The sequence below is a fragment of the Leptothrix sp. (in: b-proteobacteria) genome, assembly GCF_965250675.1.
Taxonomy (GTDB): Bacteria; Pseudomonadota; Gammaproteobacteria; order Burkholderiales; family Burkholderiaceae_C; genus Sphaerotilus.
Genome location: NZ_CBDFPH010000001.1, coordinates 159,703 through 186,697 on the forward strand (window position 1 = coordinate 159,703; position 26,995 = coordinate 186,697).

Annotated in this window: 13 protein-coding genes; 10 read left to right on the forward strand and 3 right to left on the reverse strand. The window is 67.4% G+C overall.

Annotated elements, in window-relative coordinates; translation table 11 throughout:
- Positions 1–68 precede the first annotated feature (68 nt).
- The 4 genes from AC5IG3_RS00545 (at position 69) to AC5IG3_RS00560 (ending at position 3,100) form a co-directional block, all read left to right on the forward strand.
- Positions 69–545, forward strand: a complete 477-nt coding sequence (locus AC5IG3_RS00545) for an SET domain-containing protein (protein WP_491896867.1) — start codon at positions 69–71, stop codon at positions 543–545.
- Positions 542–1,357: a biotin--[acetyl-CoA-carboxylase] ligase gene (locus AC5IG3_RS00550; protein ID WP_491896868.1), complete on the forward strand. Its 816-nt coding sequence runs from the start codon at positions 542–544 to the stop codon at positions 1,355–1,357. Before AC5IG3_RS00545 ends, AC5IG3_RS00550 begins: the two co-directional genes overlap by 4 nt.
- Positions 1,351–2,019, forward strand: a complete 669-nt coding sequence (locus AC5IG3_RS00555; protein ID WP_491896869.1) for a hypothetical protein — start codon at positions 1,351–1,353, stop codon at positions 2,017–2,019. Before AC5IG3_RS00550 ends, AC5IG3_RS00555 begins: the two co-directional genes overlap by 7 nt.
- A 73-nt stretch (positions 2,020–2,092) precedes the next feature.
- Positions 2,093–3,100 (forward strand): DNA/RNA non-specific endonuclease, encoded by a 1,008-nt coding sequence (locus AC5IG3_RS00560; RefSeq protein WP_491896870.1) that lies wholly within the window; start codon positions 2,093–2,095, stop codon positions 3,098–3,100.
- A gap of 119 nt (positions 3,101–3,219) precedes the next feature.
- Here AC5IG3_RS00560 and AC5IG3_RS00565 read toward each other — a convergent pair whose 3' ends face one another.
- Positions 3,220–16,533, reverse strand: a complete 13,314-nt coding sequence (locus AC5IG3_RS00565) for a VCBS domain-containing protein (RefSeq protein WP_491896871.1) — start codon at positions 16,531–16,533, stop codon at positions 3,220–3,222.
- Between the two features lie 386 nt (positions 16,534–16,919).
- Between AC5IG3_RS00565 and AC5IG3_RS00570 the strand changes: the two genes are divergently transcribed.
- Complete coding sequence (locus AC5IG3_RS00570; RefSeq protein WP_491896872.1) at positions 16,920–18,107, forward strand: acetyl-CoA C-acyltransferase family protein; 1,188 nt, start codon at positions 16,920–16,922, stop codon at positions 18,105–18,107.
- Positions 18,108–18,183: 76 nt separating this feature from the next.
- On the opposite strand, the gene gap is transcribed toward AC5IG3_RS00570, so the two are convergent.
- Positions 18,184–19,182, reverse strand: a complete 999-nt coding sequence (gene gap / locus AC5IG3_RS00575) for a type I glyceraldehyde-3-phosphate dehydrogenase (protein ID WP_491896873.1) — start codon at positions 19,180–19,182, stop codon at positions 18,184–18,186.
- A gap of 85 nt (positions 19,183–19,267) precedes the next feature.
- Positions 19,268–21,313 (reverse strand): transketolase, encoded by a 2,046-nt coding sequence (gene tkt, locus AC5IG3_RS00580; RefSeq protein WP_491896874.1) that lies wholly within the window; start codon positions 21,311–21,313, stop codon positions 19,268–19,270.
- A 183-nt stretch (positions 21,314–21,496) separates the two neighbouring features.
- Here tkt and AC5IG3_RS00585 point away from each other — a divergent pair, with 183 nt between their 5' ends.
- From AC5IG3_RS00585 to glyS, 5 genes are read left to right on the forward strand one after another with little or no spacing between them, the layout of a single operon-like run.
- Positions 21,497–22,072: a hemerythrin domain-containing protein gene (locus tag AC5IG3_RS00585; protein WP_491896875.1), complete on the forward strand. Its 576-nt coding sequence runs from the start codon at positions 21,497–21,499 to the stop codon at positions 22,070–22,072.
- A 39-nt stretch (positions 22,073–22,111) separates the two neighbouring features.
- On the forward strand, positions 22,112–22,900 hold the full coding sequence (locus AC5IG3_RS00590; RefSeq protein ID WP_491896876.1) for a sugar phosphate nucleotidyltransferase: 789 nt from the start codon (positions 22,112–22,114) through the stop codon (positions 22,898–22,900).
- A 53-nt stretch (positions 22,901–22,953) separates the two neighbouring features.
- Positions 22,954–23,835 (forward strand): hypothetical protein, encoded by an 882-nt coding sequence (locus AC5IG3_RS00595; RefSeq protein WP_491896877.1) that lies wholly within the window; start codon positions 22,954–22,956, stop codon positions 23,833–23,835.
- On the forward strand, positions 23,829–24,821 hold the full coding sequence (glyQ, locus tag AC5IG3_RS00600; protein ID WP_491905017.1) for a glycine--tRNA ligase subunit alpha: 993 nt from the start codon (positions 23,829–23,831) through the stop codon (positions 24,819–24,821). Before AC5IG3_RS00595 ends, glyQ begins: the two co-directional genes overlap by 7 nt.
- A 2-nt stretch (positions 24,822–24,823) precedes the next feature.
- Positions 24,824–26,992, forward strand: a complete 2,169-nt coding sequence (gene glyS / locus AC5IG3_RS00605; RefSeq protein ID WP_491896878.1) for a glycine--tRNA ligase subunit beta — start codon at positions 24,824–24,826, stop codon at positions 26,990–26,992.
- Positions 26,993–26,995: the final 3 nt, after the last annotated feature.

Consider the following 26,995-nt stretch of genomic DNA (forward strand, 5'->3'; position numbering starts at 1 on the left):
AAACGCGTACGCACACACACGTGCACGCACACCCACACCTTAAATCTAACCAAATCTGCCGCGCCTCCATGGAATCAGCCGAAGTCACACCGCGCAAGGACCGCCGGCGCATCCAGGTGCGGCGCTCGGGCGTGCACGGCAAGGGCGTCTTCGCGCTGGTTGCCATCCCCCAAGGCGCCACGCTGATCGAATACACCGGCGAGGTCGTCGACTGGGCCGAGGCCGTGCGTCGCCACCCGCGCGACCCGAGCCAGCCCAACCACACCTTCTTTTTCCACCTGGACGATGGCCGCGCCATCGACGGCGCCGTGGGCGGCAACGCCTCGCGCTGGATCAACCACGCCTGCGCGCCCAACTGCGAGGCCGAAGACGACCACGGCCGCATCTTCATCAGGGCGCTGCGCGACATCGCCGCAGGCGAGGAACTGTTCTTCGACTACCGCCTGGTGGTCGACGACCGTTACACGGCCAAGCTCAAGCGCGAATACGCCTGCTGGTGCGGCGCCGCCACCTGCCGCGGCACCATGCTCGGCCCCAAGCGATGAACCTCGGCGCCTGGGATCCCGAGACGTTGTGGCTGGCGCTGGAGCCGCTCGCCCCCGGCCTGAGCGTCGAGGTGCTGCCGGAGGTCGGCTCCACCAACACCGCCTTGCTGGAGCGCGCCCGCGCTGGCGACACCCAGCCTGCGCTGCTGGCGGCCGAGCGCCAGAGCGCCGGGCGCGGCCGCCTGGGGCGCACCTGGCTGGCGCAACCGGGGCAGTCGCTGACCTTCTCGCTCGGCCTGCTGCTGGTGCCCGCCACGCCGGCGGATTGGGGCGGCCTGTCGCTGGCGGTCGGGCTGGCGCTGGCCGAGGCGCTCGACCCGTCCGGCGCACACGTCGGCCTCAAGTGGCCCAACGACCTCTGGTTGCGTGGCGACGACCGCAAGCTGGCGGGCATCCTGATCGAGACACTGATGCCGCCCGTGGGGGCGCCCGAAGGTGCGCGCTGGGTCGTGACCGGCGTGGGCATCAACGTGCTGCCGCCTGTGGCGGATGGGCAAGGCGACTTCCGCACCGGCTATGCCTGCGTGCATGAATGGCAGCCCGAGGCCACCGCGCCCGCCGTGCTGCACCAGGTCGCCCCGGCGCTGCTGCGCGCCGTGCAGGTTTATGCGCGCGACGGCCTGGCGCCGCTGCGCGAGCGTTACGCTGCGCGCGACGTGCTGGCCGGCCGCCAGGTGCAGGCCACCGGGCCGACCGGCGCGCTGCAAGGCGAGGTCGACGGCGTGGATGCCGACGGCGCGCTGCGCCTGTGCGACGCCGCCGGCCGCGTCCACGCCATCCACAGCGGCGAAGTGAGCGTGCGGCCATGCTGAGGGGCCTGGTCGCGGCGCTGCTGCTGTGCAATCTGCTGCTGTTGGGCTGGACGCAGGGCTGGCTGGGCGCGGTGCTGGGCTATTCGCCGCACGCCGACCAGGAGCCGCAGCGCCTGGAACGGCAGATGGCGCCCGAGGCCATCCGCGTGCTGTCGCCCGCCGCGCTGAGCCGCATCACGCCCGCGCCGGTCTGCCTGGAAGCCGGTCCGTTCACCGCACAGGAACTCGCCCGCGCCGAGTCCGCCGTGCGCACCGCGCTGCCCGAAGGCGGCTGGGTGCTGCTCAGCCGCGAAAAACCCGGCAGCTGGATGGTCTACATGGGCCCGTACAACAACAACCGCGACCTGATGCAGCGGCGTGCCGATGACCTGCGCAAGCGGCAGGTGGCGTTCGAAGAGGTGCGCAACCTGCCCGACTACGAGCCGGGCTTCTCCTTCGGCCGCTACAACAACCTCAACGATGCACAGAACCAGCGCGAGCGGCTGCAGGCCCAGCGCGTGCGCAACGCCCGTGTGGTGCGCCTGGTCGCCCCCAGCGTCAACCACACCCTGCGCGTGACCCGCGCCAGCGCCGAACAGCAGGCCATCCTGGCCCAACTCAAGGGCAGCCCGGCGTTGGCTGGGCATATGTTCACGGGATGCGGACGGGATTCGGGCAATTGACGGACGCAGGGCGCCGGCACGTGTCCGGTTTTGCTTAAATCGCAACCCCCCGAGACCCTGAGAAGAAAACAGCGTGCAATTGATTCGATGGACGGCCCGCCTGGCCCTGCAGGTCGCGATGGTCACGGCGCTGGCGTCCTGCGGTGGCGGTGACGCCCCCGGCATCGCGCCCCCGCCCGACAACGCTGACAGCAGCCCCGGCATTCCTGAGATCGTCAGCGACGGCAGCGGCATCGACAGCGTGGTGATCGATGTGGCCCCAGCCACGCCAGACGTCCCCGCGATCGATCCGGCGCCGGTGCCGACACCCGAGCCGGCACTGACGCCAACACCCGAACCAGCACCGACGCCCACGCCCACGCCGGCCCCCGCGCCCATCACCAGCGACGACAGCGCCAGCAACGCCGCCCTCACCACGCTGGACTACGGCGGCTTCAAGCTGCTCTACGACTGCAGCCAGCACACCGCCGTGCGCTACGACTACGTGCTGGGCGTGGACAACGGCTCGGCCGCGCGCCCGAGCAGTTTCAAGCTCGACCCCGCCCTGCCCGCCGGCTGCAGCCAGCAGACCAGCACCGGCAGTTACGCCGCCGTCCAGAAGGGCTGGGACCGGGGCCACCTGGTCACGTCCAACCACATGGACTACGACGCGAACTACATCCTGCGCGCCAACTACATGACCAACATCGTGCCCCAGGCGGCCAGCTTCAACCAGGGCATCTGGCTGGAAGCCGAGAACGTGGCCGAGTGCTGGCGCGACCTGGCGCCAGTCCGCGTCTACGGCGGCATGGTCTACAGCGACACCGGCAACGACTACTTCCTGAGCAGCCACGGCATCGCCACGCCCGACTGGTTCTGGAAGGTGATCGTGACCACCGATGCCAGCGGCAACCTGCAGGCCATCGCCTGGTACATCCCCAACCAGACCGGCCTGGGCCCGCTCGACAGCTACCTGGTCAGCATCACCGAGCTGGAGTCCCGCGTGGGCGCGACGAGGGTTGGCATCGACGTGCCCGCCGCCGTCAAGGCCGGCAAGCCCGCCACCACCTGGCCGCGTCCTGCCAACTGCAACCTGAGCTGAGCCGGTCCGGTCGTCGCGCAGGCCCCCGGACGCCCATAAAAAAACGCCCGGCCTTGTGAGCCGGGCGTTCTGCCTTGAAGAGAAAAAGCTCCGGGTCGAACCCCGGAGCCTGCGCGTGATCAGGAGATCACGATGTAGTTCGACGGCGCCGTGTCCGCATCCGTGGTCACGCCTTCCGCCTTCACGCCGATCAGGTCGACCAGCACGTCCTGGGTATTGGTGCCACCGTTCGTGCCCTGGGTGTAGAGCCAGGTGTGATCCTGGCCGCTGATGGTGCCCGTGAAGGCCACCGTCGTGCCCGCATCGCCCAGGTCGTTGTTCTGCAGGTATTGCACTGCAGCGGCCAGATCGGCCTGGCTGGCGACGTGCGCATTGCCGTTGAACACGATGACGCCGTCGTGGATCGAGTGGTGGGCTACCGCGCTGCCGCCGAGCTTCAGGCTCGAATCCGCGCCGTTGACCGCTGCGGCGTCAGCCGCCACCAGGGCCGCGCCTGCGTTGTCGATCACATCACCGCCGGCGCTGGTGGCGCCCAGGGTGAAGTCGGTGATGACGTCGTAGCCCGTGAAGTTCGGGTTGGCGCCCGCATTCAGCGTCAGGACCGAGTCACCGACCGCGAACACGAAGGTGTCGCTGCCCGTGCCGCCCATCAGCATGTCGGCGCCCTTGCCGCCGGTCAGGTAGTCGTGGCCGGCACCGCCCGACAGCTGGTTGCTGCCCGTGTTGCCCACCAGCACGTTGGCCAGATCGTTGCCCGTGCCGCTGAGCGCCGAGGCGCCCGTCAGCGTCAGGTTCTCGACGTTGGCGCCCAGCGTGAAGCTGGCCGACGCCGAGACCGAATCCGTGCCTTCCTCGGCCAGCTCCGTCACCACATCGCTCGTGTCGTCCACGGTGTAGCTGTCGTTGCCCGTGCCACCTTCCATCACGTCCGCACCGCCGTTGCCGTCGAGCTTGTCGTTTCCGGCGCCACCCATCAGGAAGTCGCTGACGTTGCCGTCGCCGCCCATCAGCGTGTTGTTGCCGCTGTTGCCGGTGAGGGTGTTGGACAGGGCGTTGCCCTTGGCGTTGAGGTGGGCCGCACCGGTCAGTGTCAGGTTCTCGACGTTGTCGTACAGCGCATCGACGTTGCTCGACGACAGCACCTGGTCGATGCCTCCGCCAGCCGCTTCGATGACCTTGTCCTTCGCCGTTCCCGACGCATCGTCCACCACATAGGTGTCGTTGCCGGCGCCGCCGGTCAACACGTCCAGACCCGTGCCGCCATCCAGCCAGTCGTTGCCCGCGCCACCCGTCAAGGTGTCGTTGCCACTGAAGCCGAACAGCGCGGCCGGGCCATTGCCCTGCGCCGTCTGGGTCTCGGCCGTATCCTGTCCCACCGCCACATGCCAACCCGTGTCCGTGGTGACCAGGCCATCGGTCACCTCGAGTTGGCCGGCATAGTCGGTCACGACCTGCTCGACCGGCACCACCACCTTGGCCTTGCCGTTGTCGAGTTGGCCCAGCTCGCGGCCGTTCACCATCAAGGACAGCACGGCGCCGTTGTCGGCGTCCGTGGCCGTCACGCTGATGCCGTCCAGGCTCACGCTCGGGCCACTGCTGATCACCGGTGCGTCGTTGGTACCCGTGATCGTGAGGCTCACCTCCTGATCCACGAACGCGCCTTGCTTGTCCTGCACGCGCACCACGTACAGCACCGACACCTCGCTGCCTTCCGGCAGGAAGTCCGGCGACGCCAGCTTGTAGCTCCACGCGCCCGTCGCCGGGTCGATGGAGAACGCGTCCTGCAGCAGCGTCGCTTGTGCCGGCGTCAGTTCCACGTTCGACGGCGTCACCTCCGTGGTGAGCACCGACGCCGTCACGACATCGCTCGTGTCCACATCGCTGAAGACGATGCGGCCGCTGGCCGACAAGGCCTCGTTGCCCTCGGTCAAGGTCGCTGCCGTGACTTGGGCGATGTTGGCGACGTCGAGGGTCGGCGTGTCGTTGGTGCCGGTGAGGGTCACGCTGACCGTGCGCTCCACCGAGCCGCCCTGGCCGTCCAGCACGTTGAACGTGAAGCTCTCGACCTGGGTCTCGTCCACAGCCAGGTGCTCGGTCTTGCTGGCGTCAACGCTGTAGTTCCAGGTCACCACGCCACCCAGGCCCGTGCCCGTGGTGTCGGTCGTGATCGACGCCGTCAGGCTGCCCAGTGCATCTGCCGAGGGCTTCACTGCGCTCACGGTGTGTGCGTCGGTCAGGTCCACGTCGGTGAACGCGATCGTGCCGGTGTCGGTCAGGCTGCCTTCAGGCGTGACCAGTTCGGTCACTGCGCCCGTCACCTCCGTGACTTCCACCACGGGTGTGTCGTTGGTGCCGGTCAGGGTCACGCTGACCGTGCGCGGCACTGAGCCGCCCTGGCCGTCTTCCACATTGAACGTGAAGGTCTCGACCTGGGTCTGGCCTGCGGCCAGGAACTCGGTCTTGCTGGCGTCGACGCTGTAGTTCCAGGTCACCACGCCACCCGTGCCGCTGCCGGTGCTGTCGGTGCTGACCGAGGCTGTCAGGCTGCCCAGCGCGCCCGTCGAGGCGGTCACGGCGCCAACGCTGTGCACGTCGATCAGGTCCACATCCGTGAACGTGATGGTGCCGCTGTTGGTCAGGTTGCCGGTGGCTGTCACCAACTCGGTCACAGCGCCCGTCACGTCCCCGACGGCCACGATTGGCGCGTCATTGGTTCCGGTGAGGGTCACCTTGACATCCTGGCTCACCGTGCCGCCCTTGCCGTCGCTGACCGTGATGGTGAAGGTCTCGGTCGCCGTCTGGTCCTTGGCCAGGTACTGCACGCGGGCGTTGTCGACCTTGTAGTTGAAGCTGAATTCGCCCGTGCCGCCGTTGCCGTCCGGCGTGCTGGCCTTCGCGGTCAGCGTACCGCCCAGGGTGTTGTCTGCTGCGGCGGCGATGGTGGCGCTGTGCACGTCGGTCAGGTCGACGTCGGTGAAGTGCACCGCCACGGTGGTGTCGAGCGTCGAGCCGCCCATCTGGCGGTAGACCGTGCCGTTGTCGTTGTAGACCACCAGCGCGAAGTCGCTGTTGGACGAGCCCGCCACCGCGATGCGGCCCGTCGCAGGGTCGATCGCGATGCTGAAGCCCAGGTCGGAGCTGTTGCCGCCCAGATCGGTCGTGACCTTGCCGTTGGTGCCAAAGCTGTTGTCCAGCGTGCCATCGGCCTTGTAGCGCACCACGGCGAAGTCAACGCCGGTGCTGCCGTTGTAGGCGTAGCCGCCCACCAGCACCCGGCCCTGGGTGTCGGTGGTGACGCTGAAGCCAACGTCACTCGAACCGGCGACGTTGGTCGTGACCTTGCCGCCGTTGCCGAAGCTGTTGTCCAGCGTGCCATCGGCCTTGTAGCGCACCACGGCGAAGTCATTGCCGGTGCTGCCGTTGACGGCATAGCCGCCCACCAGCACCCGGCCCTGGGTGTCGGTGGTGACGCTGAAGCCAACGTCACTCGAACCGGCGACGTTGGTCGTGACCTTGCCGCCGTTGCCGAAGCTGTTGTCCAGCGTGCCATCGGCGGTGTAGCGCACCACGGCGAAGTCAGCGCCGGTGCTGCCGTTGTTGGCATGGCCGCTCACCAGCACCCGGCCCTGGGTGTCGGTGGTGACGCTGTAGCCAAAGTCACTCGAACCGGCGACGTTGGTCGTGACCTTGCCGCCGTTGCCGAAGCTGTTGTCCAGCGTGCCATCGGCCTTGTAGCGCACCACGGCGAAGTCATAGCCGGTGCTGCCGTTGACGGCATAGCCGCCCACCAGCACCCGACCCTGGGCATCGGTGGTGACGCTGTAGCCAACGTCACTCGAACCGGCGAAGTCGGTCGTGACCTTGCCGCCGTTGCCAAAGCTGTTGTCCAGCGTGCCATCGGCGGTGTAGCACACCACGGCGAAGTCAGCGCCGGTGCTGCCGTTGTTGGCATAGCCGCCCACCAGCACCCGACCCTGGGCATCGGTGGTGACGCTGTAGCCAATGTCAGTCGAACCGGCGAAGTCGGTCGTGATCTTGCCGCCATTGCCGAAGCTGTTGTCCAGCGTGCCATCGGCCTTGTAGCGCACCACGGCGAAGTCATAGCCGGTGCTGCCGTTGACGGTATAGCCGCCCACCAGCACCCGCCCCTGGGTGTCAAACACCACGCTGCGTGCTTCGTCGTATCCACCGGCAATGTCGGTGCGCACGATGGCGTTGACGCCTGCCACCGTGGTGACGTTCGCATCCTCCATCAGGCTCGCCACATTGGCCGCGTCGTTCATCTGGATCACCGGCGCGTCATTGGTGCCGGTGATCGTCACGCTGACCGTGCGCGGCACTGAGCCGCCCTGGCCGTCTTCCACATTGAACGTGAAGGTCTCGACCTGGGTCTGGCCTGCGGCCAGGAACTCGGTCTTGCTGGCGTCGACGCTGTAGTTCCAGGTCACCACGCCACCCGTGCCGCTGCCGGTGCTGTCGGTGCTGACCGAGGCTGTCAGGCTGCCCAGCGCGCCCGTCGAGGCGGTCACGGCGCCAACGCTGTGCACGTCGATCAGGTCCACATCCGTGAACGTGATGGTGCCGCTGTTGGTCAGGTTGCCGGTGGCTGTCACCAACTCGGTCACAGCGCCCGTCACGTCCCCGACGGCCACGATTGGCGCGTCATTGGTGCCGGTGAGGGTCACCTTGACATCCTGGCTCACCGTGCCGCCCTTGCCGTCGCTGACCGTGATGGTGAAGGTCTCGGTCGCGGTTTCACCTGCGGCCAGGTGCTGCACACGGGCGTTGTCGACCTTGTAGTTGAAGCTGAATTCGCCCGTGCCGCCGTCGCCGTCCGGCGTGCTGGCCTTGGGGGTCAGCGTACCGCCCAGGGTGTTGCCTGCTGCTGTGGCGATGGTGGCGCTGTGCACGTCGGTCAGGTCGACATCGGTGAAGTGCACGGCCACGGTGGTGTTGAGCGTCGAGCTGGCCGCCTGGCTGTAGACCGTGCCGTTGTCGTTGTAGACCACCAGGCCGAAGTTTCTGCCCCCCACGACATTGGGGCCACTTTGTCCAACCAACGCGATGCGGCCCGTTGCGGGGTCGATCACGAGGCTGCGGCCCATGTCGAAGCTGCCGTCACCCAGATTGGTCGTCACCTTGCCGGTGCCATTGCCGAAGCTGGTGTCCAGCGTGCCATCGGCCTTGTAGCGCACCACAGCGAAGTCATAGTTGACATCGCCACCGCCGTTGCGGGCGTAGCCGCCCACCAGCACCCGACCGTCGGGGTAGGTGGCAATGCTGTAGCCGTCGTTCTGGAGGTTATTGAAATCGGTGGTGACCTTGCCGGTACCACCACCAAAGGTGGTGTCCACCTTGCCATCGGTCGTGTAGCGCGCCACGGCGAAGTCGGGGAAACCGCCGGGTGCGGTCACGGAGCCGGCCACCAGCACCCGGCCAGCGGCGTCGATGGTGATGCTGCGGCCAACATCCTGGGTCCCGCCAAAGTCGGTCGTGACCTTGCCTGTGCCCGCCGTGCCAAATTGGGTGTCCAGCTTGCCATCGGTCGTGTAACGCACCACGGCAAAGTCGTTGTTGCTGCCGTTGTTGGTGTAACCACCGACCAATACCCCGCCCTTGCCATCGACGGTGATGCTGTAGCCGCCATCTGATTTCGCAGCGAAATCGGTCGTCACCTTGCCGGTACCCGCCGCGCCAAAGGTGGCGTCCAACGCGCCGTTGGCCGTGTAGCGCACTACAGCGAAGTTGTCCCCGCCGCCACCGGTGTTGGTATAGCCGCCCAACAGCACGTGACCCGCAGCGTCAACGGTGATGCTGTAGCCGAAGCCATGCCCTCCCGTGAAAGGGGTCGTGACCTTGCCGGTGCCCCCCTCACCGAAGGTGGCATCCAGCTTGCCGTCAGCCGTGTAACGCGCCACAGCAAAAAGGTTATTGCCCGCAGCGTCAGCCGCGTAGCCTCCCACCAGTACCCGGCCAGCGGCGTCGGTGGTGATGCTGTAGCCCTGGTCCGTTTTTCCAAAGAAATCGGTCGTGATCTTGCCGGTCCCCGCCTCGCCAAAGGTGGTGTCCAACGTGCCATCCGCTTTGTACCGCGCCACGGCAAAGTCATCACCGGTGGTAGCGCTGTTGGAGTAGCCGCCCACCAGCATGCGGCCTTGGGCATCGAAGGTCACGCTTTGCGCAAAGTCGTCACGACCGGCAAAGTCGGTGCGTGTGATCAGTGCCGCGACGCTTTGCAGATGGGTCACGCCGACGTCTTCCGCCAAGCGCCCCACATTGGCCGCATCGTTCATCTGGATCACCGGCGCGTCATTGGTGCCGGTGATCGTCACGCTGACCGTGCGCGGCACTGAGCCGCCGTGGCCGTCTTCCACATTGAACGTGAAGGTCTCGACCTGGGTCTGGCCTGCGGCCAGGAACTCGGTCTTGCTGGCATCGACGCTGTAGTTCCAGGTCACCACGCCGCCCGTGCCGCTGCCGGTGGTATCGGTGCTGACCGAAGCGCTCAACGTGCCCAGCGCGCCCGTTGAGGCGGTCACCGCGCCAACGCTGTGCACGTCGATCAGGTCCACGTCGGTGAACGCGATGGTGCCGCTGTCGGTCAGGTTGCCATCGGCCTTCACCAGTTCGGTGATGGCGCCCGTCACGTCCCCGACGGCCACGATCGGCGCGTCATTGGTGCCGGTGATGGTCACCACCACGTTCTGCGTGACGGTGCCGCCATGCTGGTCGTCGACGGTCACCCCATAGGTTTCGCGCACGCTTTGGCCGGCGGCCAGCGACTGTGCCTGGGCTTCGTTGAGGGTGTAAGTCCAGCCCACCGTGCCGCTGGCAGCGTTCGCCGCTTCATTGACGGTGGCCAGCGAGAAGTTGCCCAGCGCGGTGGTGTTGGTCACGGCCGCCTGATGGCTGACCAGATGACTATCGCTCAGGTCCACGTCGCTGAAGCTGATGGTGCCGGTGGCCATGCGGGTGTCGTAGGCGCTGGCCGTGCTGGCCGAGTCCTCCACCACCGCGCCAACCTGGTAGGGCAGGCCGGCCTGATTCGAGCGCGTGTCCCAGACCAGAGCGCCGCCGGCGTTGTTGACCGACAGCGCCACCCCCGCTGGATTGCTGCTCGTTCCGGCGTTGGTGACCGAGATCTCGACCGTGTGCATGCCCGCCGACAGGTTGACCGTGGCGGTCTTGACCGAGGCGAACTGATCGTGCGCCATCACTTCGACGCCGTCCACCTTGATGACGGCAGAGTTGTCGGCCGACAGGTTGAAGGTGTAGCTGCCGGCGTTGGTCAGCGTCATTTCCCGGGCGATGTTGAAAGTGCCCGCACTGCCGTTGCTGCTATTGGGCTCCACCCACACGCCGTAGGTGTTCATCTGGCTGTTCCAGGCGTACGACAGCGAAGCGTCATAAAGCGCTGCCGTTGCCGCCACGGTCGGCGCGTCATTGGTGCCGGTGATCGTCACGCTGACCGTGCGCGGCACCGAGCCGCCCTGGCCGTCCAGCACGTTGAACGTGAAGCTCTCGACCTTGGTTTCGCCTGCGGCCAGGTACTCGGTCTTGCTGGCGTCAACGCTGTAGTTCCAGGTCACCACGCCACCCAGGCCCGTGCCGGTGGTGTCGGTGCTGACCAACGCCGTCAGGCTGCCCAACGCGCCCGTCGAGGCGGTCACGGCGCTGAGGCTGTGCACATCGCTCAGGTCCACATCGGTGAACGCAATCGTGCCGCTGTCGGTCAGGTTGCCCGCAGCCGTGGTCAGCTCGGTCACGCTGCCTGTCACGTCCGTGGTTTCCACCATCGGCGTGTCGTTCGTGCCGGTGATGGTCACCTTGACGTCCTGGCTCACCGTGCCACCCTTGCCGTCGCTGACGGTGATGGTGAAGGTCTCGGTCGCGGTTTCGCCGGCGGCCAGGTGCTGTACGCGGGCGTTGTCGATCTTGTAGTCGAAGGTGTACTCGCCAGTCACACCGTTGGTGCTGTCGGTGCTGGCCTTCGCGGTCAGCGTACCGCCCAGGGCGTTGTCTGTGCCGGCCTTGATCGCCGCTGTGTGCACGTCGGTCAGGTCGATGTCGGTGAAGTGCACCGCGACTGTGCTGGTCAGGCTCAGCGCTGTCGTCGCATCTTCAGTCACGCGGCCATCGGTGAAGCTGACCACCACCGGCGCGTCATTCGTGCCCGTGATGGTGATGCTCACCACCTGTGTCATCGGCATGCCCAGGCCGTCGTCCACCGTCACGGTATACGACTGGCTCACTTTCTCATCCGCAGCCAGGTAGTCCACCTGGCCTTCAGCGACTTCAAAGTTCCAGCTGACCGCCTGGTTGGCCTGGTCCAGCTTGATGCTGAAGGTGCCCAGATCGGTCTTGTTGGCCTCGTCGACCGTGAAGCTCACTTTGTGCGTGTCGCGCAGATCCACGTCCAGGAACGTGATCTTGCCGCTGTCGCTCAGCATGCTGCCTTCAGTCACGGCACCCTCAACGTCGGTCGTCGCTGAAACGAGGGCCGGCATGTCGTTGGTGCCCGTGATGATGATGCTCACCACCTGGTCGACCGTGCCGCCCTGGCCATCGTCCACCGTGACGGTGTACGACTGCGTCACTTCCTGGCCCTGGGCCAGATAGTCCACCGCGCTGTCAGCCACCTCGAAGTTCCAGCTGACCGTCTTGGTGTCCGGGTCCAGCTTGACGCTGAAGGTGCCCAGCTCGGTCTCGTTGGCATCAGCAGCCACGAAGGCCACTTTGTGCAGGTCGCTCAGGTCCATGTCGGCGAACACGATTTCGCCGCTGTCGCTCAGCAGGCCACCTTCGGTGGGCTCGGCCTTCTCGGTCATCTCGCCCGTGTCAACGGCGGAGGTGATGGTTGGCGCATCGTTGGTGCCTTTGACCGTGACGGTCACTTCCTGGGTCGCCTTGGCGCCCTGGTCGTCGGTCACCGTGACGGTGAACTTCTCGGTGAACACGTCGTTGGTCGACAGCGTCTGGTCGTTGACCAGCGTGTAGCTCCATGCGCCCGTCTCAGCGTCGATGGCGAAGCGGCCGTAGGTGCCCGTGGCGCTGCCGCCGTAGGACAGCACGGCGTCGTGGTCGACGTCGCTGGCGGCGATCTGGCCGGTGACTTCGAGCGCGCCGTCTTCCTGGACGTCGCCCGTGGCGCTGGTCTTCACACCGATCACCGGCGCATCGTTGGTGCCCTTGACCGTGACGACCACGGTCTGCTCGGCCTTGGCGCCCTGGTCGTCGGTCACCGTGACGGTGAACTTCTCGGTGAACACGTCGTGGGCCGACAGCGTCTGGTCGTTGACCAGCGTGTAGCTCCACGCGCCCGTCGCGGCGTCGATGGCGAAGCTGCCGTAGGCACCCGTGGCGCTGCCGCCGTAGGACAGCACGGCGTCGTGGTCGACGTCGCTGGCGGTGATCTGGCCGGTGACTTCGAGCGCGCCGTCTTCCTGGACGTCGCCCGTGGCGCTGGTCTTCACACCGATCACCGGCGTGTCGTTGGTGCCCTTGACCGTGACGACCACTTCCTGGGTCGCCTTGGCGCCCTGGTCGTCGGTCACCGTGACGGTGAACTTCTCGGTGAACACGTCGCGGGCCGACAGCGTCTGGTCGTTGACCAGCGTGTAGCTCCACGCGCCCGTCGCGGCGTCGATGGCGAAGCGGCCGTAGGCACCCGTGGCGCTGCCGCCGTAGGACAGCACGGCGTCGTGGTCGACGTCGCTGGCGGCGATCTGGCCGCTGGCCGTCAGCGCGCCGTCTTCCTGGACGTCGCCCGTGGCGCTGGTCTTCACACCGATCACCGGCGCATCGTTGGTGCCCTTGACCGTGACGGTCACGGTCTGCTCGGCCTTGGCGCCCTGGTCGTCGGTCACCGTGACGGTGAACTTCTCGGTCAGGCTGTCGTTGGCCGACAGCGTCTGGTCGTTGACCAGCGTGTAGCTCCACGCGCCCGTCGCGGCGTCGATGGCGAAGCGGCCGTAGGCACCCGTGGCGCTGCCGCCGTAGGACAGCACGGCGTCGTGGTCGACGTCGCTGGCGGCGATCTGGCCGGTGACTTCGAGCGCGCCGTCTTCCTGGACGTCGCCCGTGGCGGTGGTCTTCACACCGATCACCGGCGTGTCGTTGGTGCCCGTGACCGTGACGGTCACGGTCTGCTCGGCCTTGGCGCCCTGGTCGTCGGTCACCGTGACGGTGAACTTCTCGGTGAACACGTCGTGGGCCGACAGCGTCTGGTCGTTGACCAGCGTGTAGCTCCACGCGCCCGTCGCGGCGTCGATGGCGAAGCGGCCGTAGGCACCCGTGGCGCTGCCGCCGTAGGACAGCACGGCATCGTGGTCGACGTCGCTGGCGGCGATCTGGCCGCTGGTCGTCAGCGCGCCGTCTTCCTGGACGTCGCCCGTGGCGGTGGTGGTGGCCGAGATCACTGGCGCATCGTTGGTGCCCTTGACCGTGACGGTCACGGTCTGCTCGGCCTTGGTGCCCTGGTCGTCGGTCACCGTGACGGTGAACTTCTCGGTGAACACGTCGTGGGCCGACAGCGTCTGGTCGTTGACCAGCGTGTAGCTCCACGCGCCCGTCGCGGCGTCGATGGCGAAGCGGCCGTAGGCACCCTGGGCGCTGCCGCCGTAGGACAGCACGGCGTCGTGGTCGACGTCGCTGGCGGCGATCTGGCCGGTGACTTCGAGCGCGCCGTCTTCCTGGACGTCGCCCGTGGCGGTGGTCTTCACACCGATCACCGGCGCATCGTTGGTGCCCTTGACCGTGACGGTCACTTCCTGGGTCGCCTTGGTGCCCTGGTCGTCGGTCACCGTGACGGTGAACTTCTCGGTGAACACGTCGTGGGCCGACAGCGTCTGGTCGTTGACCAGCGTGTAGCTCCATGCGCCCGTCGCGGCGTCGATGGCGAAGCGGCCGTAGGTGCCCTGGGCGCTGCCGCCGTAGGACAGCACGGCGTCGTGGTCGACGTCGCTGGCGGCGATCTGGCCGCTGGCCGTCAGCGCGCCGTCTTCCTGGACGTCGCCCGTGGCGGTGGTGGTGGCCGAGATCACCGGCGCATCGTTGGTGCCCTTGACCGTGACGACCACTTCCTGGGTCGCCTTGGCGCCCTGGTCGTCGGTCACCGTGACGGTGAACTTCTCGGTCAGGCTGTCGTGGGCCGACAGCGTCTGGTCGTTGACCAGCGTGTAGCTCCATGCGCCCGTCGCGGCGTCGATGGCGAAGCGGCCGTAGGTGCCCGTGGCGCTGCCGCCGTAGGACAGCACGGCGTCGTGGTCGACGTCGCTGGCGGCGATCTGGCCGGTGACTTCGAGCGCGCCGTCTTCCTGGACGTCGCCCGTGGCGGTGGTCTTCACACCGATCACCGGCGCATCGTTGGTGCCCTTGACCGTGACGGTCACGGTCTGCTCGGCCTTGGCGCCCTGGTCGTCGGTCACCGTGACGGTGAACTTCTCGGTGAACACGTCGTGGGCCGACAGCGTCTGGTCGTTGACCAGCGTGTAGCTCCACGCGCCCGTCTCAGCGTCGATGGCGAAGCGGCCGTAGGCACCCGTGGCGCTGCCGCCGTAGGACAGCACGGCGTCGTGGTCGACGTCGCTGGCGGCGATCTGGCCGGTGACTTCGAGCGCGCCGTCTTCCTGGACGTCGCCCGTGGCGGTGGTGGTAGCCGAGATCACTGGCGCATCGTTGGTGCCCTTGACCGTGACGGTCACGGTCTGCTCGGCCTTGGCGCCCTGGTCGTCGGTCACCGTGACGGTGAACTTCTCGGTGAACACGTCGTGGGCCGACAGCGTCTGGTCGTTGACCAGCGTGTAGCTCCACGCGCCCGTCTCAGCGTCGATGGCGAAGCGGCCGTAGGCACCCGTGGCGCTGCCGCCGTAGGACAGCACGGCGTCGTGGTCGACGTCGCTGGCGGCGATCTGGCCGGTGACTTCGAGCGCGCCGTCTTCCTGGACGTCGCCCGTGGCGGTGGTGGTGGCCGAGATCACCGGCGCGTCGTTGGTGCCGGTGACTGTGACGGTCAAGCGGGCATTGGCCGCGACGCCTTGCTCGTCCTTGACGATGTAATTGAACACGACGTCTTGCACTTGGCCAGCGGCCAGGCTTTGGTAGGCCGTGTTCGACGGGTCGAAGCTGTAGGTGCCGTCGGGATTGAAGGTGAGGCCGGCGACCGTGTCCTGGCCGGTGGCCGGGGCGTAGACCAGGAGGGCTTTGCTGTCGACGTCGATATCGTTGGCGGCGACCGAGCCGGTCACGAGGGCAGCGTCTTCAACGGCGGTGTTGGTGTCGGCCGTCGCAACCGGGGCGTCATTGGTCCCGGTGATGGTGAGGGTCACCATTTTTTCCGTGCCATCGACGGTGCGGACCGTAAAGGTGTCGGTCATCGTCGCGCCGGCCTTCAGGGCCTGAACCGCAGCGTTGTTGTTGTCAAGGACGTAGCTCCACGCGCCGCCGGTGGTCATGACGTAGGTGCCATAGCCCTGGGTGCTGGCGCTTGCCGGAGTCGACTGGAACTGGTTCGAGTTGTCGACGTCCATGGCCGACAGCACGCCTTGGGCGATCGGGGTGCCTGAGATCGCGTTCGCGAGGCCGCCCGCTTCAGTCACGGAACCGGTCGCATTGCCCGTGATCACGGCAGCCTCGTTGGTGCCGGTGATGGTGAAGGTGAGGTTGCGGTTGCTGGAGTTGGCGGTGCCGTCGTTGAGGCGGACCGTGTAGGTGACGGTCAGCGTCTGCCCCGCCAGGAGGAAGTCGAGGTTGGCCGCAGCGGGGTTCCAGGTGTAGTCGATGGACTGTTCGCCGCCGTTGGAGCGCACGCCAGCCTCGAAGGTGAGCTTGTTCGTGGCGAGCACGGGCCTCAGCGCGTCGACCTGAGCGGCTGTGAGCGTGCCGCCGCTCAGGCTCAGGCCCGGGGTGCCGCGGATGGAGATGTCCAGTTCATCGCCGACGTCGCGATCATTGACGACCAATGAGCCTGTCACGGGCGCAATGTCTTGAGCCGAGGCGTTCGCGGCCTCGTTCACTGCGGTGGGCTGTGAGGTGATGGCGTTCAGCGTCGGGGCATCGTTGCTGCCATTGACCGTGATGTTCAGCCGCTGGCTGGATGTGGTGGTGCTGCCGTCGGAGGCGGTGAAGTTGAACGATGGCTGGAAGGTCTCGCCGGCCTTCAGGCCCTCGATGGCGCTGCCGTTGGGCTCGAAGCGATACGCACCGCTGGTGGTGTTGAGGTACAGCGTGCCGTAGTCGTTGCTTGCCGACCGGTTGTAGTCGATGCCGCCCGCAGAGTAGGCGATGGTTTTCTGACCTGAGACCGAGTAGGAAATCGTCGCACCGCTCGTGTGTGACTGGGCATCGAGCGTGCCGGTGAAGGTGTCGAATTCGTTGTCTGCCGACGTGTCATTGAAAGTGCGAGCGCGGATGGTGCTGAACGATTTGATAGCCATGTTTACCCTGCCTGGTCATGAAAAAAGCGCTGCACTTCTTTTGCAGCGACGCTGTAACTTGAGGGGCAAGAGAAGACGCGGCGCACACAGGCGTCCACACGTCTTTTCTTGCCGTGAATCAGTTTCGGAGCGGGGGCTTTTTTCTGAAGGGTCGAACTGGAGGGGATTCAGGTTCATTTTTGCGTTTTTGGGACGGCTGCGAAAAGCGTCACGCTCGCCGTGCTCAAGTGCCGGGGCTTGATCGGCGACAAAGTACCAAACCAAGGGTCAGCCCTTGGTTTCTTTTCGCGTTGCCAATGCGGCGATCTGTCTTGTGTCAGACCACCGTATGAGCAGGCAGCTAAGCTTGTGGTCCCCACTTTCTCGAATACCTGCAGGAGACAAGCATGAGCACACGTGACGTCGTCGTTCTGGGCGCAGCCCGGTCGGCCATTGGTACTTTCGGCGGCTCGCTGGCCGACATCGAACCGGCGGAATTGGCCGGCAGCGTGATGAAGGAGGCGGTGCTGCGCTCGGGCGTCGACCCGAAGCAGATCAACTACGTGACGGTGGGCAACTGCATTCCCACCGACAGCCGCTTCGCCTACGTCGCCCGCGTGGCCGCCATCCAGGCGGGTCTGCCGATGGATTCGGTGGCGATGGCCGTGAACCGGCTGTGCTCGTCGGGGCTACAGGGCATCGTCACCACTTCGCAGAACATCCTGCTGGGGGACTGCGAGTACGGCATCGGTGGCGGCGTCGAGGTGATGAGCCGCGGCGCCTATCTGTCGACCGCGATGCGCAGCGGCGCGCGCATGGGCGACACCAAGATGATCGACGCCATGGTCGCCACGCTGACCGACCCGTTCGGTGTCGGCCACATGGGCATCACGGCCGAGAACCTGGTGACCAAGTGGGGCATCACGCGCGAGGAGCAGGACGCGCTCGCCGTCGAATCACACCGCCGCGCCTCGGTGGCGATTGCCGAAGGCCGCTTCAAGAGCCAGATCGTGCCGATCGTCAAGCAGACCCGCAAGGGCGAAGTCACCTTCGACACCGACGAGCACGTCAAGGCCAGCACCACGATGGAAACGCTGGCCAAGATGAAGCCGGCGTTCAAGAAGGAAGGCGGCTCGGTGACGGCGGGTAACGCCTCGGGCATCAACGACGGCGCGGCGTTCTTCGTGCTGGCCGACGCGGCGCGTGCCGCTGCCGACGGCCACAAGCCGATGGCGCGCCTGGTGTCCTACGCCGTGGCTGGCGTGCCCAACGAGATCATGGGCGAAGGCCCGATCCCCGCCACCAAGCTCGCGCTCAAGAAGGCCGGCCTGACGCTCGACCAGATCGACGTGATCGAGTCCAACGAGGCCTTTGCCGCCCAGGCGATTGCCGTGGCGCGCGGGCTGGAGTTCGACATGTCCAAGGTCAACGTCAATGGCGGTGCGATCGCACTCGGCCATCCGGTTGGCTGCTCGGGCGCCTTCCTGGCGACCAAGGCCATCTACGAACTGCACCGCAGCGGCGGCCGCTACGCGCTGGTGACGATGTGCATCGGCGGCGGGCAGGGCATCGCGACGGTGTTCGAGCGGCTCTGAGCCCTCGGTTTCAGACCCGGCATGAAAAAGCCCCCGGCAGGTGACTGCCGGGGGCTTTTTTGATGGCGCGAAGCGCTTACTTGGCGATCACGCGCACCATTTCGAGCACCTTGTTCGAGTAGCCCCACTCGTTGTCGTACCAGGCCACGACCTTGACGAAGGTCTTGTCGAGCGCGATGCCGGCTTCGGCGTCGAACACGCTGGTGCAGACTTCGCCGCGGAAGTCGGTGGCGACGACCTTGTCGTCGGTGTAGCCCAGCACGCCCTTCATGGCGCCTTCAGACGCGGCCTTCATGGCCGCGCAGATGTCGGCGTAGCTGGCTTCCTTGTCCAGCTCGACCGTCAGGTCGACCACCGACACGTCGGAGGTCGGCACGCGGAAGGCCATGCCCGTGATCTTCTTGTTCAGCTCGGGAATCACCACGCCCACGGCCTTGGCCGCGCCCGTCGACGACGGGATGATGTTCTCGAGGATGCCGCGGCCGCCGCGCCAGTCCTTGTTGCTCGGGCCGTCCACGGTCTTCTGCGTGGCGGTAGCGGCGTGCACCGTGGTCATCAGGCCGCGCTTGATGCCGAAGGTGTCGTTCAGCACCTTGGCCACCGGGGCCAGGCAGTTGGTCGTGCAGCTGGCGTTGCTGATGATGGTCTGGCCGGCGTAGGTCTTGTCGTTGACGCCGTAGACGAACATCGGCGTGTCGTCCTTGGACGGCGCGGACATGACGACCTTCTTGGCGCCGGCCTTGATGTGCATCTCGGCGGTTTCCTTGGTCAGGAACAGGCCGGTCGACTCGACCACGATGTCGGCGCCGACATCGCCCCAGGCCAGCTGGGTCGGGTCCTTGAGCGCGGTCAGGCGGATCGGCTTGCCGTTGACGACCAGGGTGTTGCCCTCGACCGACACGTCGCCCTTGAAGCGGCCGTGCACCGAGTCGTACTTGAGCATGTAGGCCAGGTAGTCAGGCTCCAGCAGGTCGTTGATGCCAACGACTTCGATGTCCTGATGGTTGGCGATGGCGGCACGGAACACCATGCGGCCGATGCGGCCGAAGCCGTTGATGCCAATCTTGATCGTCATGGAAACACTCCTTGGGGAACAAACAAAAATCTGTACCGGGCCCGGCCCGACCGCGCGTGGCGGCCTGAGTTTGGCCCGTGGCGGATTACTTCGCGAGAACTTTCCGCACCGTGGCGACCAGGTTCTCGGCGGTGAAGCCGAAGTGCTTGAACAGCACCGGCGCCGGGGCCGACTCGCCGTAGGTGTCGATGCCGATGACGGCGTCGCAGCCGTACTTCCACCAGAAGTCGGTCACGCCGGCTTCGATGGCGATGCGCGGCATGTCCTTGGGCAGGACGTCCTTCTTGTACTTGACGTCCTGGCGGTCGAACACGGTCGTGCTGGGCATCGAGACCACGCGCACCGGGATCTTCATCTCGGCCAGCGCCTTCTGCGCGGCCAGCGCCAGCTGCACCTCGGAGCCGGTGGCGATGATCACGGCCTTGGCCTTCTTGTTCAGGCCGACGGCGGCCGGCTCGGACAGGATGTAGGCGCCCTTGGTGATGACGTCGGCGTCGGTCTTGGGCGCGTAGGCCAGGTTCTGGCGGCTCAACAGCAGCGCGCTCGGGCGGTGCTTGTTGGCCAGTGCGAGGGTCCAGGCCACGGCCGTTTCGGTCGTGTCGGCCGGACGCCAGACGTCCAGGCCCGGGATCAGGCGCAGGCTGGCGGCGTGCTCGACCGACTGGTGGGTCGGGCCGTCTTCGCCCAGGCCGATCGAGTCGTGCGTGAACACGTGCACCACGCGCGTCTTCATCAGCGCGGCCATGCGGATGGCGTTGCGGCTGTAGTCGCTGAAGGTCAGGAAGGTGCCGCCGTAGGGGATGTAGCCGCCGTGCAGCGCCACGCCGTTCATGATGGCGGCCATGCCGAACTCGCGCACGCCGTAGTTGATGTGGCGACCGATCTGGCCGGCCTCGGTCTTGACCACGGCGCCGTTGGCATCGACGCGGAAGGCCGGCGTGCTGGAGGTGTTGGTCAGGTTGGAGCCGGTCAGGTCGGCGCTGCCGCCGAGCATTTCGGGCAGGCGGGCGGTGAAGTGCTCCAGCGCGATCTGGCTGGCCTTGCGGCTGGCGACGGTCTCGGCCTTGTCGTGCGCGGCGGCCACGGCTTCCACGGCCAGCTCGGCGAAGTTGGCAGGCAGCTCGCCGGCCATGCGGCGCACGAACTCGGCGGCCAGTTCGGGGAAGGCGGCGGCGTAGGCTTCGAAGGCCTGGTCCCAGGCGGCCTCAGCCGCAGCGCCGCGGGCCTTGGCGTCCCAGCCGGCGTAGACCTCGGCGGGGATCTCGAACGGTGCGTGCGTCCAGCCCAGCGCTTCGCGGGTCAGGGCGATCTCGGCGGCGCCGAGCGGCTCGCCGTGGGCCTTGGAGGTGTTGGCGCGGTTGGGCGAGCCCTTGCCGATGTGGGTCTTGCAGACGATCAGCGTCGGCTGGGTCGCGCTCTGCTTGGCCTGGCTGATGGCGGCGTCGACGGCGTTGGCGTCATGGCCGTCGATCGGGCCGATCACGCTCCAGCCGTAGGCCTTGAAGCGCGCCGGGGTGTCGTCGATGAACCAGGGCGTGACCTGGCCGTCGATGCTGATGCCGTTGTCGTCGTACAGGGCCACGAGCTTGTTGAGCTTCCAGGCGCCGGCCAGCGCGCAGGCTTCGTGGCTGATGCCCTCCATCAGGCAGCCGTCGCCCATGAAGGTGTAGGTGTGGTGGTCGACGATGTTGTGGCCGTCGCGGTTGAACTCGGCCGCGAGCAGCTTCTCGGCCAGCGCCAGGCCGACCGCGTTGGTGATGCCTTGGCCGAGTGGGCCGGTGGTGGTCTCGATGCCGGGGGTCACGCCCACTTCCGGGTGGCCCGGCGTCTTGCTGTGCATCTGGCGGAAGTTGCGCAGCTCGTCGATCGACAGCTCGTAGCCGGTCAGGTGCAGCAGCGCGTACAACAGCATCGAGCCGTGGCCGTTGGACAGCACGAAGCGGTCGCGGTCGGCCCACAGCGGGTTGGCCGGGTTGTGCTGCAGGTGGCGGTTCCACAGCGCCTCAGCCATGTCGGCCATGCCCATGGGCGCACCGGGGTGGCCGGAGTTGGCCTGTTGCACGGCGTCCATGGCGAGCGCGCGGATCGCGTTGGCCAGCAAGGTGGGGGAGGTGGGGGTAATGGCAGCCATGGGCGAGATCCGTGCAACAAGTTGCAGCAAAAATGGGCGAAGCCGCGATTTTAGGGTGCCCTCAAGGCCATTGCGGCCCGGTGCGCCCAAAGCTGTGCAAGCGTTGCTTGAGGGCGATCAACCGAGGCCGGCCACAAAGCTGCGACGCTGGGCGCATCTGCAACCGATGACGGAGACCTCCCCATGACCCACAGCGCCCTGCGCATCATCCGTGACGAACACCAGGCGCTGGCCGCGATGCTCAGTTCCATCTCGCTGCTGCTGGCCCAGCACCGCCGCGACGGCACGCTGCCGGAGTTCGACGTGCTGCGCGCCATGCTGTTCTACATCGACGAATTCCCCGAGCGCCTGCACCACCGCAAGGAAAGCGAACTGCTGTTTCCGCTGGTGCGCGCCCGCTCGCCCGAGACCGCCACCGTGCTGGACCGGCTCGACCGCGACCACGTCGCGGGCGAACGCGCCATCCGCGACCTGGAGCACGCGCTGCTGGCCTTCGAGATGATGGGCGACTCGCGCCGCCACGCCTTCGAGCAGGCGGTCGAGCACTACCTCGACTTCTACCGCGCCCACATGCGGCTCGAAGAAGAAGCGGTGCTGCCGGTGGCCCAGCGCGTGCTGACCGAGGCCGACTGGGAGACGCTCGACCGCGCCTTCGAGCAGAACCGCGACCCGCTCACCGGCTACGCGCCCAAGTCCGAATATGAAAAACTGTTCAGCCACATCGTCAACATCGCCCCGGCGCCGATCGGGCTAGGCTGATTCCCGCTGACTTCACGGCCGCTGGCACACTGCGCGGCCATGAAAACCGACTCCTCTGCGGCGCTGCCGCTGCGCGCCATCGTGCTGGCCGCCGGGCGCGGCGAGCGCATGCGCCCGCTCACCGACACCACCCCCAAGCCGCTGCTGCCGGTGTTCGGCCGGCCGCTGATCGAGTGGCATCTGCTCGCGCTGGCGCGCGATGGCGTGCGCGAGGCGGTCATCAACACCGCCTGGCTGGAAGACCAGTTTCCCGCCGCGCTGGGCGACGGCAGCCGCTACGGCCTGCGCCTGCGCTACTCGGCCGAAGGCGCCGATTTCGGCGCTGCGCTGGAGACCGCCGGCGGCATCGCCCGTGTGCTGCCGTGGCTGACCGAGGGTGGGCGCGAGGCCTTCTGGGTCATCTCCGCCGACATCTGGGCGCCCGATTTCCGCTTTGACGCCGCCGCTGCGCAGCGCTTCATCGCCAGCGGCCTGGCTGCGCAGCTGTGGATGGTGCCCAACCCGGCCTTCCACACCACCGGCGATTTCGCCTTCGGCACGCCGCTGCCGGCGCTGGGCACGGACGCCGCGCTGGCCTGCCGCGCCGATGCAGCGCATCCGGCCGCCACCTACGCCAACCTGGCGCTGATGCGCGCCGAGCTGTGTGCCGGCGTGGCGCCCGGCACCCGCGCGGCGCTCGGACCCCACCTGTTCAGGGGGGTGGATGGTGCTCGCGTGGCGCTTTCGCGTTATCAAGGCCGGTGGGAAAACGTCGGCACGCCGGCGCAGTGGTCGGCGCTGCAAGGCACGCCCGCATCCCTCACCCCGGAGAACCCACCCCCGCACTGAGTCGCGCCGGCCGCCGCCGCTCCCCAGTGCGCCAGCATGAGGAGCGAAAGCCCATGAACCTGTTGATCAACACCCTGACCTGGCTGGGCGCACTGGCCGGTGTCGTGCTCGTGGAGCAGACCCTGGCCGGCCTGCTGCGGCGCTGGCAACTGCAGCGCGAGCCGCTGGTGTCCGACCCGGACAGCGCCAGCTTCTACCAACGCTCGCTGTTCACGCCGGCCTCGGCCGAGGTGCGGCGCACCTGGCTGGGCCTCATCGCGTGTACTGCGCTGATCGGCTACAGCACGACGCTCGCGGCGCTGGGCGGCTGGGCCTGGGTGCTGACGTTGGCGCTGGCGGTGCTGACCCTGGGCCTGACGCTGGCCTGGGATCTGTCGGTGTGGGAATGCGTGGCCGTCAGTCCCTGGCAGGTGGCGTGGCGGCGCGGCTGGCGGCGCAGCGTGCGGCGGCTGCCGCTGGAGCAGGTGGCGCAGATCCATCTGGTGCAGCGCGGCCTGTGGCGCGGCCCGGGCCGGCTGGCCTTCCACGGCAACCAGTGGCTGGGCAGCGCCTACATCGCGCTGCAGTTGCACGACGGCCGCGCCGTCAAGCTGCCGCGCACCGGGCGCCTGCTGGGCCATGCGGCGGTGGACCGGGTTGCCCGCGAACTGCGCAAGCGCAAGCAGCGTCGTGACCGTGAACGCGCCCGGGCGATGCGCGCGGCGCACTACGCCCGCCTGAGCCGCCAGCAACCCGTCGCGCAGGAACTGGCCCTGCGGCACGAACTGGTGGCCCTGCGGCTGGCCACGCGCCGCAACCAGCAACAGGCCCAAACCCGTGCGCCGACAGAAACGATGCAGTTTGAGCCCACCGCCCCTGGCAGCCGCCTAGAATTCGCCGCTTCCTTGTGCCAACCCGCGAGCGGCCCATCGAGTGCCGCATGCCTGCCATGCTGACCTTCCAGCAAATCATCCTGCGACTGCAAGACTACTGGGCACAACAGGGCTGCGCCCTGATCCAGCCCTACGACATGGAAGTGGGGGCCGGCACCAGCCATACCGCCACTTTCCTGCGCGCCCTGGGGCCCGAGCCGTGGAAGGCCGCCTACGTGCAGCCCAGCCGCCGCCCCAAGGACGGCCGCTACGGCAACAACCCCAACCGCCTGCAGCACTACTACCAGTACCAGGTGGTGCTCAAGCCCGCGCCGGCCAACATCCTGGAGCTCTACCTCGGCTCGCTGGAAGCGCTCGGCTTCGACCTCAAGAAGAACGACATCCGCTTTGTCGAGGACGACTGGGAGAACCCGACGCTCGGCGCCTGGGGCCTGGGCTGGGAGGTCTGGCTGAACGGCATGGAGGTGACGCAGTTCACCTACTTCCAGCAGGTCGGCGGCATCGACTGCAAGCCCATCACCGGCGAGATCACCTACGGCCTGGAGCGGCTGGCGATGTACCTGCAAGGTGTGGACAACGTCTACAACCTGACCTGGACCGAGTCGCCCGACGGCACCAAGCTCAGCTACGGCGACGTCTACCACCAGAACGAGGTCGAGCAGAGCACCTACAACTTCGAGCACAGTGATGTCGACTTCCTGCTCGGGGCGTTTGGCGCCTACGAGCGCAAGGCCAGCGAGCTGATCGCCGCCGCCTTGCCGCTGCCCGGCTACGAGCAGGTGCTCAAGGCCGCGCACACCTTCAACCTGCTGGATGCGCGCGGCGCCATCAGCGTGACCGAGCGCGCCGCCTACATCGGCCGCATCCGCAACCTGGCGCGCAGCGTGGCCGCCGGCTACCTCGACAGCCGCGCCCGCCTGGGCTTCCCGATGGCGCCCAAGGCCTGGGCCGACGAGGTGCTGGCCAAGCTGACCGCCGAAGCTGAAAAAGCCGCGACCAAGAACGACGCTAAAAACGACGCCAAGAACGAATCGAAGAAGGCCGCCTGACCATGACTGCACAGAACCTTCTCGTCGAACTGTTTGTCGAAGAACTGCCGCCCAAGGCGCTCAAGAAGCTGGGCGACGCGTTCGCCGGCACGCTGGCTGCCAGCCTCAAGGCCCAGGGCCTGGCGGCGGCCGATGCAGTGGTGACGCCGTACGCGTCGCCGCGCCGCTTGGCCGTGCACGTGACCGGCGTTGCGCCTAAGGCACCCGATCAAGAGGTGCAGACCAAGCTGATGCCCGTGTCGATCGCGCTGGGCAAAGACGGCCTGCCGACCGACGCGCTGCGCAAGCGCCTGGCCAAGGACGGCCGCGAGGCGCTGGCCTTCAAGTGGCCCGACACGCCAGCCGGCCCGGACCAGCTATTCGTCGCGGCCGACGGCAAGGCGGAAGCGGTCTTCCTGCGCACGCTGGCCACCGGCAGCTCGCTGCAGGTCGGTCTGCAGAAGGCGCTCGACGAGGCGCTCGCCAAGCTGCCCATCCCCAAGGTCATGACCTACCAGCTGGCCGACGGCTGGAGCAGCGTCAACTTCGTGCGCCCGGCGCATGGCCTGGTTGCGCTGCACGGCGCCGATGTCGTGGCGCTGCACACGCTCGGCCTGCACGCCGGCCGCACCACCACCGGCCACCGCTTCGAGGCCGCCCAGCCGACCGTGACGCTGCGTGATGCCGACAGTTACGCCGAGCAGCTCGCCACCGAAGGTGCCGTGATCGCCAGCTTCGACGCCCGCCGCGCCGAGATCGTGCGCCAGCTCGACGCCGCAGCGGCCAAGGAAGGCCTGAAGCCGATCGAGGACGACGCACTGCTCGACGAGGTCACCGCGCTGGTCGAGCGCCCGAACGTGCTGACCTGCCAGTTCGAGACCGAGTTCCTGGCCGTGCCGCAGGAATGCCTGATCCTGACGATGAAGGCCAACCAGAAGTACTTCCCGCTGCTGAACGCGGCAGGCAAGCTGACCCACAAGTTCCTGCTCGTCAGCAACATCCGCCCGGCGGATGCCAGCGCGGTGATCGGCGGCAACGAGCGCGTGGTGCGCCCGCGCCTGGCCGACGCCAAGTTCTTCTTCGACCAGGACCGCAAGAAGACGCTGGAGTCGCGCGTCGGCGGGCTGGCCAAGGTCGTGTACCACGGCAAGCTGGGTACGCAGGGCGACCGCGCCGAGCGCGTGCGCGCCATTGGCCACGCCATCGTCAACCAGCTGCGCATGGCGACGCTGCCGTACACGGTCGAGGCGCAGGACGAGTTCGCCGTGCTCGACAGCAAGGTGCAACAGGCCTCGCTGCTGGCCAAGACCGACCTGCTGACCGACATGGTGGGCGAGTTCCCCGAGCTGCAAGGGATCATGGGCGGCTACTACGCCCGCCATGAAGGCCTGCGCGATGGCGTGGCGATCGCCATCGAGGACCACTACAAACCGCGCTTTGCCGGCGACAGCCTGCCGCGCAACCACACCGGCACGGTGGTGGCGCTGGCCGACAAGCTCGAAACCCTGGTCGGCCTGTTCGGCATCGGCCAGCTGCCTACCGGCGACAAGGACCCGTTCGCGCTGCGCCGCCACGCGCTGGGCGTGATCCGCATCCTGGTCGAGAAGAACCTGCCGCTGGAGCTGTCCGCGTTGGTGGCCGGCGCGCTGCCGGCCTTCGGCGAGCTGATCAGCGACCCGAGCGCCGCGCTGCTGTCCTTCTTCAGCGACCGCCTGGCGGTGAGCCTGCGCGATCAAGGTTACAGCGCGCAGGAAGTCGACGCCGTGCTGGCGCTGCAACCGCAGCGGCTGGGCGATGTGCCCAAGCGGCTGGCTGCGGTGCGCGCCTTTGCCGCGCTGCCGGAAGCCGCTGCGCTGGCTGCGGCCAACAAGCGCATCGGCAACATCCTGAAGAAAGCCGAGGGCGCGGTGCTGGCGCAGATCGACCCGGCCCTGCTGCAGGAGCCGGCCGAGCAGCAACTCGCCGCCGCGCTGACCGCCGTGCAGCCCGAGGCCGAGCGCAGCTTCGACCAGGGCGAATACGCCGCCAGCCTGCAGGCGCTCGCAGCGCTGCGCGGGCCGGTGGATGCGTTCTTCGACCACGTCATGGTCAATGCCGAGGACGCCGCGCTGCGCGCCAACCGCCTCGGCCTGCTGGCCACGCTGCATGCGGCGATGAACCGCGTCGCCGACCTGTCCAAGCTGGCCTCCTGAGCC

Bases quoted from the DNA above. Each gene is read 5' to 3' on its own strand.
- glyS (WP_491896878.1), top strand. From the start codon at position 24,824: ATGACTGCACAGAACCTTCTCGTCGAACTGTTTGTCGAAGAACTGCCG.
- AC5IG3_RS00585 (WP_491896875.1), top strand. From the start codon at position 21,497: ATGACCCACAGCGCCCTGCGCATCATCCGTGACGAACACCAGGCGCTG.
- AC5IG3_RS00550 (WP_491896868.1), top strand. From the start codon at position 542: ATGAACCTCGGCGCCTGGGATCCCGAGACGTTGTGGCTGGCGCTGGAG.
- gap (WP_491896873.1), bottom strand. From the start codon at position 19,182: ATGACGATCAAGATTGGCATCAACGGCTTCGGCCGCATCGGCCGCATG.
- AC5IG3_RS00555 (WP_491896869.1), top strand. From the start codon at position 1,351: ATGCTGAGGGGCCTGGTCGCGGCGCTGCTGCTGTGCAATCTGCTGCTG.
- AC5IG3_RS00595 (WP_491896877.1), top strand. From the start codon at position 22,954: ATGAACCTGTTGATCAACACCCTGACCTGGCTGGGCGCACTGGCCGGT.
- tkt (WP_491896874.1), bottom strand. From the start codon at position 21,313: ATGGCTGCCATTACCCCCACCTCCCCCACCTTGCTGGCCAACGCGATC.
- AC5IG3_RS00565 (WP_491896871.1), bottom strand. From the start codon at position 16,533: ATGGCTATCAAATCGTTCAGCACCATCCGCGCTCGCACTTTCAATGAC.
- AC5IG3_RS00545 (WP_491896867.1), top strand. From the start codon at position 69: ATGGAATCAGCCGAAGTCACACCGCGCAAGGACCGCCGGCGCATCCAG.
- glyQ (WP_491905017.1), top strand. From the start codon at position 23,829: ATGCTGACCTTCCAGCAAATCATCCTGCGACTGCAAGACTACTGGGCA.
- AC5IG3_RS00570 (WP_491896872.1), top strand. From the start codon at position 16,920: ATGAGCACACGTGACGTCGTCGTTCTGGGCGCAGCCCGGTCGGCCATT.
- AC5IG3_RS00590 (WP_491896876.1), top strand. From the start codon at position 22,112: ATGAAAACCGACTCCTCTGCGGCGCTGCCGCTGCGCGCCATCGTGCTG.